General features: G+C 76.0%; 16 protein-coding genes. 4 read left to right on the top strand and 12 right to left on the bottom strand.

Annotated elements, in window-relative coordinates; genetic code table 11:
- Positions 1-117: 117 nt before the first annotated feature.
- From BLS82_RS13655 to BLS82_RS13625, 7 genes are all read right to left on the bottom strand, one after another.
- A complete protein-coding gene (locus tag BLS82_RS13655; protein WP_369811096.1) occupies positions 118-1,119 on the bottom strand; it encodes a threonine aldolase family protein in 1,002 nt (333 codons plus the stop codon).
- 83 nt (positions 1,120-1,202) lie between these two features.
- Positions 1,203-2,561 carry a class II 3-deoxy-7-phosphoheptulonate synthase gene (locus tag BLS82_RS13650; protein ID WP_255378335.1) on the bottom strand — a complete coding sequence of 453 codons (1,359 nt, stop codon included), beginning with the start codon at positions 2,559-2,561 and terminating at the stop codon, positions 1,203-1,205.
- Between the two features lie 345 nt (positions 2,562-2,906).
- Positions 2,907-3,935, bottom strand: coding sequence for an ATP-dependent 6-phosphofructokinase (locus BLS82_RS13645; RefSeq protein WP_092866785.1), 1,029 nt, complete (start codon positions 3,933-3,935; stop codon positions 2,907-2,909).
- Positions 3,936-4,096: 161 nt separating this feature from the next.
- Entirely contained in the window at positions 4,097-5,062 is a 966-nt protein-coding gene (locus BLS82_RS13640) for a glycoside hydrolase family 6 protein (RefSeq protein ID WP_218123908.1), read from the bottom strand.
- Positions 5,063-5,456: 394 nt separating this feature from the next.
- Complete coding sequence (locus BLS82_RS13635; RefSeq protein WP_092866783.1) at positions 5,457-5,951, bottom strand: dihydrofolate reductase; 495 nt, start codon at positions 5,949-5,951, stop codon at positions 5,457-5,459.
- On the bottom strand, positions 5,948-6,745 hold the full coding sequence (locus BLS82_RS13630; protein WP_092866781.1) for a thymidylate synthase: 798 nt from the start codon (positions 6,743-6,745) through the stop codon (positions 5,948-5,950). Before BLS82_RS13630 ends, BLS82_RS13635 begins: the two co-directional genes overlap by 4 nt.
- Positions 6,746-6,763: 18 nt before the next feature.
- Positions 6,764-7,120: a cupin domain-containing protein gene (locus BLS82_RS13625; RefSeq protein ID WP_092866779.1), complete on the bottom strand. Its 357-nt coding sequence runs from the start codon at positions 7,118-7,120 to the stop codon at positions 6,764-6,766.
- 119 nt (positions 7,121-7,239) lie between these two features.
- Between BLS82_RS13625 and BLS82_RS13620 the strand changes: the two genes are divergently transcribed.
- Positions 7,240-8,277, top strand: coding sequence for an alcohol dehydrogenase catalytic domain-containing protein (locus tag BLS82_RS13620; RefSeq protein WP_092866777.1), 1,038 nt, complete (start codon positions 7,240-7,242; stop codon positions 8,275-8,277).
- Here the strand turns inward: BLS82_RS13620 and BLS82_RS13615 are convergent.
- Complete coding sequence (locus tag BLS82_RS13615) at positions 8,267-8,995, bottom strand: HAD-IA family hydrolase (RefSeq protein WP_255378333.1); 729 nt, start codon at positions 8,993-8,995, stop codon at positions 8,267-8,269. The two genes, BLS82_RS13620 and BLS82_RS13615, sit on opposite strands and share 11 nt — an antisense overlap.
- 1,026 nt (positions 8,996-10,021) lie before the next feature.
- Positions 10,022-10,171, bottom strand: a complete 150-nt coding sequence (locus BLS82_RS16515; protein WP_176819045.1) for an endonuclease/exonuclease/phosphatase family protein — start codon at positions 10,169-10,171, stop codon at positions 10,022-10,024.
- Positions 10,172-10,706: 535 nt separating this feature from the next.
- Between BLS82_RS16515 and BLS82_RS13605 the strand changes: the two genes are divergently transcribed.
- On the top strand, positions 10,707-11,279 hold the full coding sequence (locus BLS82_RS13605; protein WP_255378332.1) for a GNAT family N-acetyltransferase: 573 nt from the start codon (positions 10,707-10,709) through the stop codon (positions 11,277-11,279).
- 136 nt (positions 11,280-11,415) lie between these two features.
- Here BLS82_RS13605 and BLS82_RS13600 read toward each other — a convergent pair whose 3' ends face one another.
- Positions 11,416-11,793 (bottom strand): RidA family protein, encoded by a 378-nt coding sequence (locus BLS82_RS13600; protein ID WP_092866775.1) that lies wholly within the window; start codon positions 11,791-11,793, stop codon positions 11,416-11,418.
- A gap of 107 nt (positions 11,794-11,900) precedes the next feature.
- Positions 11,901-12,929 (bottom strand): hypothetical protein, encoded by a 1,029-nt coding sequence (locus BLS82_RS13595; RefSeq protein WP_092866773.1) that lies wholly within the window; start codon positions 12,927-12,929, stop codon positions 11,901-11,903.
- Positions 12,930-13,109: 180 nt separating this feature from the next.
- On the opposite strand from BLS82_RS13595, the gene BLS82_RS13590 reads away from it, so the two are divergent.
- Both BLS82_RS13590 and BLS82_RS13585 read left to right on the top strand, forming a co-directional pair.
- Positions 13,110-13,403 (top strand): branched-chain amino acid transporter AzlD, encoded by a 294-nt coding sequence (locus tag BLS82_RS13590; protein ID WP_092866771.1) that lies wholly within the window; start codon positions 13,110-13,112, stop codon positions 13,401-13,403.
- A gap of 25 nt (positions 13,404-13,428) precedes the next feature.
- Positions 13,429-14,628, top strand: a complete 1,200-nt coding sequence (locus BLS82_RS13585; RefSeq protein WP_092867086.1) for a heparan-alpha-glucosaminide N-acetyltransferase domain-containing protein — start codon at positions 13,429-13,431, stop codon at positions 14,626-14,628.
- A gap of 74 nt (positions 14,629-14,702) precedes the next feature.
- Here the strand turns inward: BLS82_RS13585 and BLS82_RS13580 are convergent, their stop codons facing one another.
- Entirely contained in the window at positions 14,703-15,152 is a 450-nt protein-coding gene (locus BLS82_RS13580) for a hypothetical protein (RefSeq protein ID WP_092866769.1), read from the bottom strand.
- Positions 15,153-15,168 lie beyond the last annotated feature (16 nt).

Here is a 15,168-nt window from a genome sequence, read left to right as displayed (position 1 = left end):
CACCCTCCCAGCGCGCCCTTGCCCATCCTCGTCGTGATCTTGCAGCTCCGGTCCGCAACCGCACCGGAACTGCAAGATCACGCGTGAGGGAGGGTGCCGCAGGGGCGTGCGGGGGCGTCAGGACGCCGGGTGGGCCTGCTCGCGCAGCAGCGGCGCCAGGACGTCGACCGCGGAGGCGACCGCGTCGTCGTCGACGTCGAGGTGGGTCACCAGGCGCGCGGTGCGCGGCCCGAGCACGGAGACGGCCACCCCGCCGTCCTGCGCCCGCGCGGCCAGCGCCGGCGCGTCGGGCACGGCCAGGACGACGATGTTCGTCTCCACCAGCGCCGGGTCCACGCAGCCGGGCAGGGCCTCGGCGCACGCGAGGGCCAGGCGACGGGCGCGGGCGTGGTCGTCGGCGAGGCGCTCGAGGTGGTGCTCGAGCGCGTGCAGGCCGGCCGCGGCGAGGATCCCGACCTGGCGCATGCCGCCGCCGAGCCGCTTGCGCTCCACGCGCGCTCGCGCCACGCGCTCGGCGCCGGCGACCAGCAGCGAGCCGACCGGAGCGCCCAGGCCCTTCGACAGCGAGACCGACACCGTGTCGGCGCACCGGCCGAGGTCGGCGAGGTCCGCGCCGGTGGCCGCGGCGGCGTTCCACAGGCGGGCGCCGTCCAGGTGCACCGCGACGCCGGCGGCCGCCGTCACCGCGCGCAGCCGCCGCAGCGACTCCAGCGGCTGCACCGTGCCGCCGCCGAAGTTGTGGGTGTCCTCGACGGCGACCGCGGCGGTGGAGACCTGGTACGGGCCGGCGTCCGGCGCGAGCAGGGCGCCGACCCGCTCCAGCGCAGCGGCGTCGAGCAGGCCGCGCGGGCTGGACCACGTGCGGGTGGTCACCCCGGACAGCGCGGCGTGGGCGCCCAGCTCGGCGCGCACGACGTGGGCGAGGGCGTCGCACAGCAGCTCCGCGCCGGGCGGCACGAGCAGGCGGACGCCGAGGACGTTGGCCATCGACCCCGTGGGGGTGAACAGCGCGGCCTCGTGCCCGAGCAGCGCGGCGACCCGCTCCTCCAGGGCGCGCACCGTCGGGTCCTCCCCGTAGACGTCGTCGCCGACCTCGGCGCCCGCCATGGCGCGGCGCATGGCCTCGGTGGGCCGGGTGAGGGTGTCCGAGCGCAGGTCGGCGCGCACGCGCGCCGCAGCGGGAGCAGCGGGCACGGGCGGGCTCAGCCGCGCAGCATCTCGGCGACGAGGAACGCCAGCTCCAGGGACTGCTGGTGGTTCAGCCGCGGGTCGCACAGGGACTCGTAGCGGGTGGCGAGGTCGACGTCCTCGATCCGGCCGGCGCCGCCGAGGATCTCGGTGACGTCGCCGCCGGTCAGCTCCACGTGCAGGCCGCCGGGCACGGTGCCCAGGGCGCGGTGGACCTCGAAGAACCCGCGCACCTCGTCGATGACGTCGTCGAAGCGGCGCGTCTTGTACCCGCTCGGGGAGGTGATGGTGTTGCCGTGCATCGGGTCGCACGTCCACACCACCTGCGCGCCGGAGGCGGTGACCTTCTCCACCAGCGCGGGCAGCGCGTCGCGGATCCTGCCCGCGCCCATGCGCGTGATGAACGTCAGCCGGCCGGGGGTGCGGGCGGGGTCGAGCCTGTCGATGAGGGCGAGGGCGTCGTCCGGGGTCGTGGTGGGCCCGAGCTTGACGCCGATGGGGTTCTGCACGCGCGAGAGCAGGTCGACGTGGGCGCCGTCGAGCTGGCGGGTGCGCTCCCCGATCCACACGAAGTGCGCCGAGACGTCGTAGGGCAGCCCGGTGCGCGAGTCGATGCGGGTCAGCGCCCGCTCGTAGGGCAGCAGCAGCGCCTCGTGGCTGGAGAAGAACTCCACCGAGCGCAGCGCGTCGAAGTCGGCGCCGCACGCGGCCATAAACGAGATCGCGCGGTCGATCTCCAGCGCCAGCGCCTCGTAGCGGGCGTTGGCGGGGTTGGCGGCGAAGCCGCGGTTCCAGGTGTGCACCTGGCGCAGGTCGGCCTCGCCGCCGGTGGTGAAGGCGCGGATGAGGTTCAGGGTCGCCGCGGAGGTGTGGTACGCCTTCAGCAGCCGGCGCGGGTCGTGCGCGCGGGCCTCGGGCGTGAACGCGAAGTCGTTGACGGCGTCCCCGCGGTAGGCCGGCAGGGTCACGCCGTCCCGGGTCTCGGAGTCGCTGCTGCGGGGCTTGGCGAACTGCCCCGCCATCCGGCCCATCTTCACGACCGGGGTGCTGGCCGCGTAGGTCAGGACGACGGCCATCTGCAGGATCGTGCGCACGCGGGCCCGGATGCCGTCGGCTGTCGCGCCGCCGAAGGTCTCGGCGCAGTCACCGCCCTGCAGCACGAACGCGCGGCCGGCGGCGGCCTCGGCCATGCGGGTGCGCAGGATGTCGCACTCGCCGGCGAAGACCAGCGGGGGCAGGGTGCGCAGCTCCGCGTCGACCTCGGCCAGCGCGGCCTCGTCGTAGGCGGGCTGCTGCACGGCGGGCAGGGAGCGGTAGGCGTCCAGCTGCGGCAGTGCGGGGACGCCGGGGGCCTGGGTGCTGGTCGCGCTCACGACCGCCAAGGGTACGGGGTGCGGCCGCGCGCCCCGCACGGTCGCCGTCGCTGCGTCCCGCCGGTGCACGGCACCCCTCGCAGGCCCGGCGGCGGGCTGGTGCGGCGTCCGCCCGGTCCCGTGGGGCGACACGGGATCGGCGTCCGGCGTCCGCCCACCGCACGCAGCCCCCGTGGGCGGCGCCACACCCATCGGGAACGGGCACGGGGTGGCCCTGTGCTCGTCTGATGAGCACAGGGCCACCCCGTGCCCGACAGCAGCGCGCCCGGCCCGACGGCAGCACGCCCGGCCCGACGGCAGCACGCCCGGCTGACCGGACGGCGCCGCGCGACGAGCTCGGCCCCGTCAGCCGGAGACGAAGGCGATCTCCGCCAGGCGGTGCGGCTGCACCGTCTTCAGCTCGCCGGTGGCCTCCGCGAGCGGCACCTGGACGACCTCGGTGCCGCGCAGGGCCGCCATCGTCCCGAAGTCCCCCTCGGCGATCGCCGTGACCGCCGACAGCCCCGAGCGGGTGCCGAGGATGCGGTCGTACGCGGTGGGGGTGCCGCCGCGCAGCAGGTGGCCGAGCACGGTGACCCGCGTCGGCAGGTCGGGCAGGCGCTCGAGCAGCGCGCGCTCCAGCTGCTCCCCCGCGCCCTTCAGCTGCACGTGGCCGAAGGCGTCGAGCTCGGCACCGGTGTGCGTGACGCCGCCGCCGGCCGGGATGGCGCCCTCGGAGACCACGAGCAGCGGCGCCTCGCCGCGCTCGAGCACCTCGGCCACGGTGGCGGCCACGGCGTCGGCGTCGTACTCCTGCTCGGGCACGAGCGTGACGTGGGCGGAGGCGGCCATGCCGGTGTGCAGCGCGATCCAGCCCGCGTGCCGGCCCATCACCTCCACGATCATCGCGCGGTGGTGCGAGGCGCCCGTGGTCGCCAGGCGGTCGCACGCGTCGACGGCGATCTGCACCGCGGTGTCGAAGCCGAAGGTGTAGTCGGTGGCGGACAGGTCGTTGTCGATGGTCTTCGGCGCCCCGACGACCTTGATGCCCTCCTGGTGCAGGCGCGTGGCCACGCCGAGGGTGTCCTCGCCGCCGATCGCCAGCAGGGCGTCCACGCCGAGGTCCGCCATGGTCGAGCGGATCCGCTCCACGCCCCCGTCGACCTTGACCGGGTTGGTGCGCGAGGAGCCGAGGATCGTGCCGCCCAGCGGCAGGATGTGCCGCACGACGTCGGCGTCCAGCGGCGTCGTCAGGCCCTCGAGCGGGCCCTTCCAGCCGTCGCGGAAGCCGACGAACTCGAAGCCGTGCTCGCTGGTGCCCTTGAGCACCGCGGCTCGGATGACCGCGTTGAGGCCGGGGCAGTCCCCGCCTCCGGTGAGCACGCCGATCCGCATCGCAGGAGCCTCCTGTGTGGTCACGGCCGGGGCGGCCGGGAGTGCCGTGTCGTGGGTCGCGGCGACCCTATTGCCTCCGGCCCGGCACGCGCCGGGGGGCCGGACGCGCGCGCGTGCGGCCCCCCGGCGGCGGCCTCACCGCCGCTGTCCGGGCGCCCGCCTCAGACGGGTGGGTCGGCGAGCTCGATCAGCTCCCGGGCCTGCTCGGGGAACCACTGACCGGCGGCGGGGTCCACCGCGCCGCGCGCGGGGTCCTGCGGGCCGGAGGTGCCCCGGTAGCACTGGCCGTCGGACTCACCGGGGACCTTGACCCACAGGTGGGCGTCGAGGAGGGGGTGGCCGGTGTCCGTCGTGGGACGCAGGCCCAGGCCGCGGTCCGGCGGGTTGCACCACACCTGCGGGTCCGGGTACGTCTGCGTCGGCGTCCACGGGCCTCGGCCGTTGCGGCTGGTGTCGATCACGAAGTGCGCGGCGTCGTCCGGGTCGAAGCCCAGGCCCGCCTCGGCGAAGGCCCGCTCGTACCAGGCGTCGGCCTCCGCGGCGGTCGAGGGCGGGTCCTGGCTGGCGCAGGTGGTGGGGTCGAACCCCTCCACCCGGGTGCCCAGGGAGGTGCAGCGGGAGATCCACTCCCCGTGGTCGACCAGGTCCTCGGTCTCCTGGTAGTTGGAGACGCTGAGGAAGAAGCCGTCGGTGCGCTCCACGCCGGCCTGCAGCAGCCGGTCGCTGACCTCGCCGACGCTCAGCCAGTCGCTGTGGGTGCCGTCGAGGTAGACCGCCGTGCTGCTCAGGCGGGTGAGGGCGTCGACGGCGTGGTCCAGCTGCTCGAAGCGCTCGGCGGCGGCCGTGGCGGGGTCGGCCTCGGCCGGCTGGCACCACTCCAGCTCGCCGGCGGCGTTCGTGTACCAGGGGATGATGCCGAGGCCGTCGGGCTCGAGGATCACCACGGCCTCGCGGGAGCCGATGCCGCGGGCCACGGCGTCGACCCACGCCTCGTACTCGGCGGTGCTCCTCGCCCCGCCGGCGGAGTACTGGGCGCAGTCGCGGAAGGGCAGGTTGTAGGCGACCAGGACCGGCACCTGGTCGGCCTGGTCAGCGGCCAGGACGACGTCCCGGGCCTCCTGGCGCACCTCCTGGGCGTGCCGCCGGTCAGCCAGTGCGCCGTGGGGAAGCTGCCGAGGAGCAGGGCGTCCTCGCGCGCTCGGCCCTGCAGGGTCTGGGCGGCCGCCAGGGTGGTGCTGCCGGGGTCGACGTACACCTCCACCCCCTCGTCCAGCACCCGGTCGGACGAGCCGGACGAGGCAGCGGCGGTGGCGACGGCAGTGGCGGGGGCGGCGGCGGCCAGGGCCAGGCCGGCGCCGGAGACGGCGGCGGCGACCAGCCGCCCGGAACGCGGAACGCGCGACGACAGCGACGACAGGTACGACAGGTACGACAGGGGCACCAGGAGCTCCAGCAGGTCGGTCGGACCGCACCCTCGCGGCCCGAGCAGCTGACAACCGTCACCCGGCGTGACGGCAGTCGTCAACCCCGGGCGTAGCTCAGGTCGCGGTAGCGCAGGCCCGTGCGGGAGGTGCGCCAGCCGTCGACCGGGTCGCGCCGCGCCAGGCGCCACCCGGCCCCGAGCGCCGGCGCGCGCACGTCCCCGGCGAAGGCGTCCTCCAGCTCGGTGACCTCCAGCCGGTCCGCGTGCGCCATCGCGGCCTCGTACGCGCGGGCACCGCCGATGACCCACGCGTCGCCGCCGGCGAGCGCCAGGGCCTCCTCCACCGAGCCCGCCGCGAGCGCGCCCTCGGCCGCCCACCCGGCACGGCGGGTGAGGACGACGTTGCGCCGCCCCGGCAGCGGGCGGTTGCGCTCGGGCAGGGACTCCCAGGTCGCCCGCCCCATCACGACCGTGCTGCCGGTGGTCAGCGCCTTGAACCGGGCGAGGTCCTCGGGCAGGTGCCACGGCAGGCGCCCGCGGTCGCCGATCACGCCGTTGGCGGCCTGGGCCCAGATCAGCCCGACCGTGCTCACACCGCGACCGGGGCCTTGATCGCCGGGTGGTGCCGGTAGCCGACGACCTCGAAGTCCTCGTAGGCGTACTCGAACAGCGACGGCGCCCGGCGCAGCCGCAGCTGGGGGAAGTCGTGCGCGTCGCGCCCCAGCTGCTCGCGCACCTGCTCGACGTGGTTGTCGTAGACGTGGCAGTCCCCGCCCGTCCACACGAGCTCGCCGACGCCGAGGTCGACCTGCTGGGCGACCATGTGCGTGAGCAGGGCGTAGCTGGCGATGTTGAACGGGACGCCGAGGAAGAGGTCGGCGCTGCGCTGGTACAGGTGGCACGACAGGCGCCCGTCGGCGACGTAGAACTGCATCAGCGCGTGGCAGGGCGGGAGGGCCATCTGCGGGATCTCCCCGACGTTCCAGGCGGAGACGACCATGCGCCGCGAGTCCGGGTCGGTGCGCAGCGTCTGCAGCAGCTGGGCGATCTGATCCACGTGCCCGCCGTCCGGGGTGGGCCACGCCCGCCACTGGACGCCGTAGACGGGGCCGAGGTCGCCGTCGGGGGCGGCCCACTCGTCCCAGATCGTCACCCCGCGCTCCTGCAGCCACGCCACGTTGCGCTCGCCGCGCAGGAACCACAGCAGCTCGTGGGCGAGGGAGCGGAAGTGCACCCGCTTCGTCGTCACCAGCGGGAACCCGGCCTCGAGGGGGTAGCGCAGCTGCTGCGCGAAGAGGCTGCGGGTGCCGGTGCCCGTGCGGTCGGACTTGCGCGTGCCCGTGGCCATCACGCGCGCCAGCAGGTCCTCGTACTGGGTGTCCGCCACGCCCGGGATCGTAGGCGCTCAGCGGGGCGGGGCGTCGCGCCCGCCCCGCCGCGCCGGCGGGGAGGTCGCCTCCACGGCGGTGAAGGCCTCGAGGATCTCGTAGGTGTGCTCGCTCCCGCTCGGCACCACCCAGGAGTCGCCGGGCCCGAGCTCCAGCGCCTGGTCCCCGGCGCGCAGCCGGGCCCGCCCGGAGATCACGTACCCGACCGTCTCGTAGTCCCGCGCCACCTGCGGCTCGCCTCCGCTGGCCGGCTGCTCGTCCCACAGGCGCATCGCGACCTGCGAGCCCGCGGCCAGGTAGCGCTGGCCCATGCCCCCGGTGCCCGCAGCGGCCGCCTCGACCCTGGTGACCCCGCCGTTCGTCGTCTCGCTCACGGCGGCGGACTACCCGGGCGGCCGCGGCCCATGCGCGCACCGGCACCCTCTCCGGCCCTGCGCCGCGGTCGGGCGGGTCGGGCAGGATCAGGAACGGGTGCAGCCGGCGAGGAGGGCGCGTGCGAGCGGTGCGGTTCGAGGCCTTCGGAGGGCCGCTGGCGGTGCAGGACGTGCCGCCGCCCGTGGCGGGGGCGCGGGGCGCCGTCCTCGCGGTGGAGGCGAGCGGCCTGTGCCGCAGCGACGTGCACGCCTGGGCGGGCCACGACGCGAGCGTCCGCCTCCCCCACGTCCCCGGCCACGAGCTCGTCGGGCGCGTCGTGTCGGTCGGCTCGCAGGTGGCGGCCTTCGGCGTCGGGCAGCGGGTGACCGCGCCGTTCGTGTGCGCCTGCGGGCGGTGCCCGGAGTGCGCGAGCGGGAACGGGCAGGTGTGCCGGAACCAGACCCAGCCCGGCTTCACCCACGACGGGTCCTTCGCGGAGCTGGTGCGCGTGGAGGAGGCGGACGAGAACCTGGTCGCCGTTCCCGAGGACGTGGACGCCGGGGCCGCGGCGCTGCTCGGGTGCCGCTTCGCCACCGCCTACCGCGGCCTGGTGCTGCTGGCGCGCGTGCGCGCGGGCGAGGCCGTGCTCGTCGTCGGCTGCGGCGGGGTGGGTCTGAGCGCGGTGATGGTCGCCGTGGCCCTCGGCGCACGGGTCGTCGCGGTGGACGTCGACGCGGCCGCGCTGCAGCGGGCGGCGTCCCTGGGCGCTGCGGCGACGATCGACTCCTCGTCGACGGCGCCGGAGGAGCTCGACGCCGCACTGCGCCAGGTGCACCCGGACGGTGTCCAGGTCAGCGTCGAGGCGCTCGGGCGCGCCGAGACGATCGACCTCGCGCTGCGCTCCCTCGCCGCCCGGGGGCGGCACGTGCAGATCGGCCTGGTGCCGGCCGAGCCGGTGGTGCGCGTCTCGCGGGTGGTCAGCCACGAGCTGGTGCTCCTGGGCGTCCACGGGATGTCCGCGCGCGACTACCCGGGCCTGGTGGCGCTGGTCGCCTCCGGCCGGCTGCGCCCGCAGGACCTCGTCGGCACCTGGATCGGCCTGGACGACGTGCCCGCCGCGATGGCGGCGACGGCGCAGGGCCGCTCTCCGGCCGGGGTGACGATGATCAGGCCCTGACGGCCGAGGACGCCGCCGCGGGACGCACCCGCACCCCCTCGTCCCCGACGTCCAGGACGACGCCGGAGAGGTCGCGCACGACGGCGTCCGCTCCTGCGGCGAGCAGCTCGGGGACCACGTGGCTGGTGGCCACGGCCAGCGTCGCGCACGCGGCGGCGCGCGCGGACGTCAGCCCGCTGGGCGCGTCCTCGACGACCAGGCACGCCGCCGGGTCGACCCCGAGCCGGGAGGCGGCCAGCAGGTAGGGCTGCGGGTCGGGCTTGCCGCGCTCGACGTCGTCGGCCGTGACGACCACGGCGGGAGCGGCCAGGCCGGTGGCCGCCATCCGGAGGCGGGCCAGGGACCGGCCGCACGACGTCGCGATCGCGGCCCGCCCGGGCGGCAGCGCCGCCAGCGCCTGCGCCGCGCCGGGCAGGATCACGACGCCGTCGACGTCCTGCAGCTCGATGGCGTCGATGCGGGCGACGGCGGCCGCGCGCCGCGGCGCCGGCAGCAGGCGCTCGACGATGCCCGCCGCGGGGACCCCGTGCATGCCGGTCAGCCGCGCCGGGTCCACGCCCTCCTCCGCCGCCCAGCGCAGCCAGGAGCGGACGACGACCGGCGTGGAGTCGACGAGCGTGCCGTCCATGTCGAACAGCACGGCGGCGAAGGCGCGGCCGGTCAGGGCGTCGAGGCCGAGGGGCAGGCCCGTCGGCGGCGGCAGAGGGCGCAGGTCCACGGGCGGAAGCCTACGAACCGGGGCGCGGGGTCTTCTCACCGTGAGGGCGCGACCGGACGACCGCGCCGCCCGGGGACCTCGCTGGACGCCCGACGGTCAGAGGACGTGGTGCTCACGGGCCCGGACGTCGCCCTCACGGTGGGCAGCGCCCTGGCCCTGACCCAGCGCCGACGCAGGCCGCTGCTCGCCCTCGCCGGGACGGGCGCCGCGACCGGGGTGGCGATCGCGGGCGGCTGGCAGGTGAACCTGGCTCAGCTCGCCGTCGCGGTGGCGGTCTTCGACTACGGGCTGCGCCGGCCCCGGGCGCAGACGATCGCGGCCGCCGCGATCGTGTCGGTCTCGCTCGGCGTGCTGTCGGTCCTGGTGGTGCTGCTCGGCGAGGCCGCGTGGGGGCGCCAGGACGTGGTGCTGTGGCTGTGCACCGCAGCAGCCGTCGCTGTCGCGGTGCAGAGCCGCCGCGCCACGATGGCGGCCCTGGAGGACCGGGCCCGTCGCGCGGAGGAGTCCCGTGCACCCCGTCCACGGGGTCACCGATCACGGCGACGGACTCGACGAGCACCTGCAGACCGGGTCGGCCAGGACGGACGAAGACGTGGTCGATGCGAGGGTCGATCAGCTCGGTGGCCTCCAGCGGCGCCTGCGGGTGGTCCGAGCGCAGGGTCGCCGCGGCGGGGTCGCTCCCTCCGGCCGCCCAGGCGTCGACCACGGCCTCGTGCACCGGCCGCAGCACCGGGCTGTGCGAGGCGGCGTTCAGGTCGTCGCACAGGAGCACGGGCAGGGGCCCGGCGAGGCGCGCCACCTCGACGGCCGCCGCGACCGGGGCCGGGGTGCGGTGGCGAGCCGGCAGGGCCACCGCGCGGACGTCGGTCAGCGGCCAGTGGCTGAGGACGCCGATGCCGACCTCCACGCCGGCCTGGTCGGGCGTCTCGGGCGGGTCCGGCGCCGGAGGCAGGCCCGGCGCCACGAAGCCGGCGTGCAGGAGCAGCCAGCGGCGAGCTCGTGCGCCTGCGTGGTCTCCTCGGTGCCTCAGCACTCCTGAAGCGCCACCACGTCCGGGTCCACCCGCCGCAGGTGGTGCGGCAGCGCCGGCTGGCGGCTGCGCCAGGCCGGCCCGAACCGCCACCACATGTTCCACGTCAGCACCCGCACCCGCGCGGTCGACCGGCTCGCCACCACGACGTCGATCGTGCCGCCGTCCTGGTCGCCGCGGGCCGCACACGCGGGTCGCGCTCGACCTCGGCTACGGCACGCTGCCGTGCCGGCTCGCGCTGCCGGGCTCCCCCGCCGCCGACGGGATCGACGCGGTGGTGACCACGCGCGCGCACCCGGACCACGTGGTCGACCTGCACGCGCTGCTGCGGGTCCGCTGGTTCACCCGGCGCGCCGCCGCGGCGATCCCGCTGTACGCACCCGCTGGCGTCCTCGAGACGCTGGTCGCGCTCGAGGACGGTGACCCGACTGCGGTGGCGTCCGTGTTCGACCCGCGCCGGCGCCCGACGGCTCCTGCTCACCCACTTGTGGCCCGGCAACGACCGGGAGGTCTCTGGTGCGGCCGCCCGGCAGGCGTACGCCGGCGAGGTGCTGCTCGCCGAGGAGGCCTCGTCATCCCTCCTGCCCTGACCCGTCGGGCCGCCGGCGGCAGCCGGACCGGCGTGCACCCTCCTGTGTTGTCATCACGACGTTGTCATCAGAACGTTGCCACGATGAGTGCGTGACGAGGATCCGCTCGGCCCGACCCGGTGACCTGCACCGCGTGCAGCGCATCGAGGAGGCGGCGGGGGCAGCGTTCCGAGCGCTGGGCATGGACGCCGTCGCCGAGGAAGAGCCGCCACCGATCGAGCACCTGGCCGAGTACCAGCGAGCAGGTCGCGCCTGGGTCGCGGAGGAGCGCGGCCACGTCGTCGGGTACCTGCTGGTGGACGTCGTGGCCGGGGGCGCCCACGTCGAGCAGGTCTCCGTCGACCCCGCGCACGCCCGCCGGGGCATCGGCCGGGAGCTGATCCAGATCGCGGAGGGGTGGGCTCGCGGGCAGGGCCTGTCGAACATGACCTTGACCACTTTCAAGCTCGTGCCCTGGAACGCCCCGTACTACGCCAAGCTCGGGTTCGTCGTCCTGCCTGATGGCGAGCAGCCTCCGCAACTGGCGGCGCTGCGGCGAGCCGAGGCCGACCGCGGCCTGGACGCCTGGCCCCGCGTCACCATGCGCAGGCCGCTGGAGCAGACGCCGTGGACACCAGGATCGGCGCAACGGTTCCTCGGGGGGACGTCGACTGGGAACCGGTGACCTTCGCCGGCGCGAGCGACCAGCACGTCGACGACGTGTGTCAACGGCCTCGCCCGCAGACGATGCAGACGTCGAGGACGACTTCGAGGGTGGCACGGTAGGTGATCACCGCAGGACTCAGCGGGAGGGGCTGCTCTCAGAGCGGGTCGAGGGCGTAGACCTCGATCTCCACGCGCATCCGCGGGTCCAGCAGCGCCCGGACGGCCACCAGGGTCGCTGCCGGGCGCACGTGGCCGACGACCTCGCGGTGGGCGCGGGCGACCAGATCGGCGTCGGCGATGTCGGTCACGTAGGTGACGGTGCGCACCACCGCGTCTAGGCCGCTGCCCGCCTGCTGCAGCGCCTCCTCGATGATCCGCCAGGCGGCGCGAGCCTGCCCGTAGGCGTCGGCGTCGAGGTCCGGCTCGCGAGCCGTCGTCCCGGACACGTGCACCTGCCCACCGACGCGGACCGCGCGGCTGTAGCCGTACACGTCCTCGTAGGGCCCGCCGGAGGAGATGCTGCACCGCTGCACACCGCCGACCCTAGGCGCGGGCCAGCCTAGGACCCGTCTTCAAGCCCGTCCTCAGCGAGCGGCTGGTCCGCTCCTTCCTCCAGCGCATCACTGGGTGCGATGGTGACCTAGGCATCCTCGAGGTAGTCCAAGCACAGCTGGCCGAAGGGTGTGATCACCCAGCCGGCCGTTGCGGGCGACCCAGGCCGCCGCAGCTCGTGCGGTCTCTTGCTGCTCGGGATCTTGCCGTTCTCGGGCGGGTTGAGCAGGAGGTTGGCGATCTTGTTGACCTCCTGCTGCACCTCGATGATCAGTTTGTCGATCCGGGTGGTCTCCGATCCCTGGTCGGGGACAGCCATCCCGGCTCGCTCCAGCACTGACAGCACGGCCCGCACCGACGCCCGGCTGAGCCGGCACTCCTCGGCGAGGGAGGCCGGGTGCCGTCCACGGCTCGTCGTAGTCCGGCTGCGAAGACCGGTCGCCTGAGTGCGGAAGCGTGCCCGCTCAGGGCCCAGGTGTGTGAGGACCTTGATGTGGGGAGCCTCGACCTCACCGAGGGCTGCCACCACGAGCTGCTCCTCGTCCGGGCGCGCCTCGTCATCACGTAGCCCATTGGCCAGCGCCCGTGCCAGAGCGCGGACCTTCTGCTCGTTGACCGTGCGCGCCGCAGCGAACAGCGTCTCGGCCAACAACTGCGCCGACTGAGGCGACCGGGTGGCCAGCTCCACGACGTCGTCAGGACTGCGGTCTAACCGGCGCGAGGCATCCTCGAGGACCCTCGCCGCGGAGCGACGTCGCCAGATGCCGATCTCAGCTCCCGCGCGCTCCAGCGCCCGGGTGAGCAGCGGCTGCATCGCCGCGCCGGCCATGGCGCCGGGCGAACCCCCAACGAGAGCACCGACCCCGGTAGCGGCAGCGGCGGCAACGGCGTCAACGGCCATCGACGAGGAATCCTGAGACTGCCTCTCACCGCCGCCGCTCACAGCGCCCCCCGCCACGGCGCCATCATCACCGACTGCTCCGACGGTCGACTCGTGGGTCTTGCTCAGCTGCTGCCTGGGCAGGCAGCGCAGGACGAGCTCGACCGTGCCGACGACCTCGACCGTGCCGACGATGCTGCGAGTCGATGGGTCTGGTGGGTAGCCGGTGCCCCGCACGGCTCGCCCGATGCCGGTGCCTGCTGCGGGACACCCTCAGCCGGGAGCTCAGGGGCTGAGCGGGTCAGGAACCACGCTGGTGCGGAGGACCTCGACCGCGTCACCGGCGGACCTCGAGGCTGCAGCACGCTTGTCCTGCTGGCCGAGATCACAGCCCGAGGATGGTGGCGGCGTTGCCTCGTGCTCGTCGCCTCGGCGGCGTGCTTCGCCGTCAAGCTGGCCGGGCACCTCGCGCCGCCGCGGTGGCTGGACCGGCCGGGCACCGCGCGCGCCGCGGCGCTGGGCACCGTGGCGCTGCTCGCCGCGCTGACGGCCGTGCAGGCGCTCGCCGACGGGCGCTCGCTCGTGCCGGACGCGCGGGTGCCGGCCCTGCTCGTGGCGGCCGCGGCGCTGGCGCTGCGGGCCCCGTTCCTCCTCGCCGTGGTGCTCGCCGCGGCGACGGCCGCCATGCTGCGGAGCACCGGGTGGGGCTGAGGCCCCCGGACGCGCGGGGGTGGCGATGAGCGGTTCGACGACGCGGGCGGGAACGGCGGCGCCCACGGGGCGCCGGGACCGGCTGAGCGGGGTGGACGCCGCCCGCGGTCTCGCGCTGCTCGGGATGATGGCGGTGCACGTGCTGCCGGAGACCGACGCCGCGGGGCGGGTGACCGCGGCGCACCTGCTGTTCAGCGGACGCGCCTCGGCGCTGTTCGCCGTCCTCGCCGGCGTCGGGCTCGCCCTCGCCAGCGGCGGCCCGCACCCGCGCACCGGCGCGGCGCTGGCCGCGGCGCGCCGCGGGGTGCTCGCCCGCGCCGGCGTGGTCACGGCCGTCGGGCTGACCCTCGCGCTGTGGCCGAGCCCGATCGCGATCATCCTCGTCGTCTACGGGGTGCTGTTCGCGGTCGCGGTGCCCTTCCTCGGGCTGCGCGCCCGCACCCTGGGGATGCTCGCGGTGGCCTGGCCGCTCCTCTCCCCCGTCCTCGGGCACCTGCTGCGCCGCCTCGCGCCGCCGGGGCCGGGCGACGTCCCGTCGTGGCTGTCGCTGCTCGATCCGGTGCAGCTGCTCACCGAGCTGGTGCTCACCGGCTACTACCCGGCGCTGCAGTGGACGGGGTACGTGCTCGTCGGCCTGGCCGTCGGCCGCCTCGACCTGCACCGGGCGGGCGCAGCGGCCCGGGCGGCCGTCGGCGGCGCCGTCCTCGCCGTCGCGGCCGTGCTCGCCTCCCGGGTGCTGCTGGACGCTGCGGGCGGGGTGCGGGCCCTCGCGGCGAGCCTGCCGCCGGACTCCCCCCTCGCCGGCGAGCCGCTGCAGGTCGCGCTGCGCTCGTCGCTGTACGGGACGACGCCGACGACCTCGTGGGCCTGGCTCACCGTCGCGGCGCCCCACTCGGGAACGCCGTTCGACCTGCTGTCCACCAGCGGGACGGCCCTGGCCGTGCTGGGGCTGTGCCTGCTCGTCTCCCGCTCGGCGGCGGGGGCGCGGGCCCTGCTGCCGGTGTCCGCGCCCGGGTCGATGACGCTGACCCTCTACACCACCCACGTGCTGCTGATCGCGCCGATGCAGCTGCTGCTGCCGGACACCGCGCTCTACCTCGTGCACGCCCTCGGCGCCGTGGCGATCGGCCTGCTGTGGCGCCTGACCGGGGAGCGCGGGCCGCTGGAGCAGGTCGCCGCCGCGGCCGCGCGCGCGGCCGCGGGCCCGGCAGCGCGACCGCGGTAGGCGCGCCCAGCCCTCACCGCCGGGCCCGGCGCCTGCCGCCGCGCAGGGCAGCGCGCTCCTCGCGCGCCCGCCGCTCAGCCGGAGCGGGCGCGACGCAGGGCGGAGGCGTGCCGCAGCGCCCGTCGGGCGCGCCGGCGGTCCCCTGCGGCGTCGTAGGCGCACCCGAGGCGGAACCAGCCGCCCCAGTCCTGCGGGTCGGCCTCGGTCTCCGCCCGGTAGCGGGCGAAGGCCGCGTCGGCCGCCGCGCGCTGCACCCGCCCGCTCGGGGTGCGGGGCAGGTCGTCGACGGGCAGGCGCCCGGCGGCGTCCAGCTCGCGGGCCATGGCCTCGGTGCGCACCCCGAAGACCAGCTCGCGCAGCACCGCCCAGGCCACGAGCAGCGGCAGCAGCAGCACGCCGAGGCCGAACAGCACCGGCACCGGGCCCTGCCCGGAGGCGATCAGCAGCCAGCCGCGCTGGCCGAGCAGCAGCAGGTAGAGCAGCAGCGCGGCCAGCAGCACCGCCACGACGACCTTCGCGCGCACGCCGAGGGCCTCCGGC

Origin of the sequence: Quadrisphaera sp. DSM 44207, from assembly GCF_900101335.1 — a bacterium.
Classification (GTDB): Bacteria; Actinomycetota; Actinomycetes; order Actinomycetales; family Quadrisphaeraceae; genus DSM-44207.
Note: the sequence above shows the minus strand (reverse complement) of the source record. Positions and strands in the feature narration are given on the sequence as shown.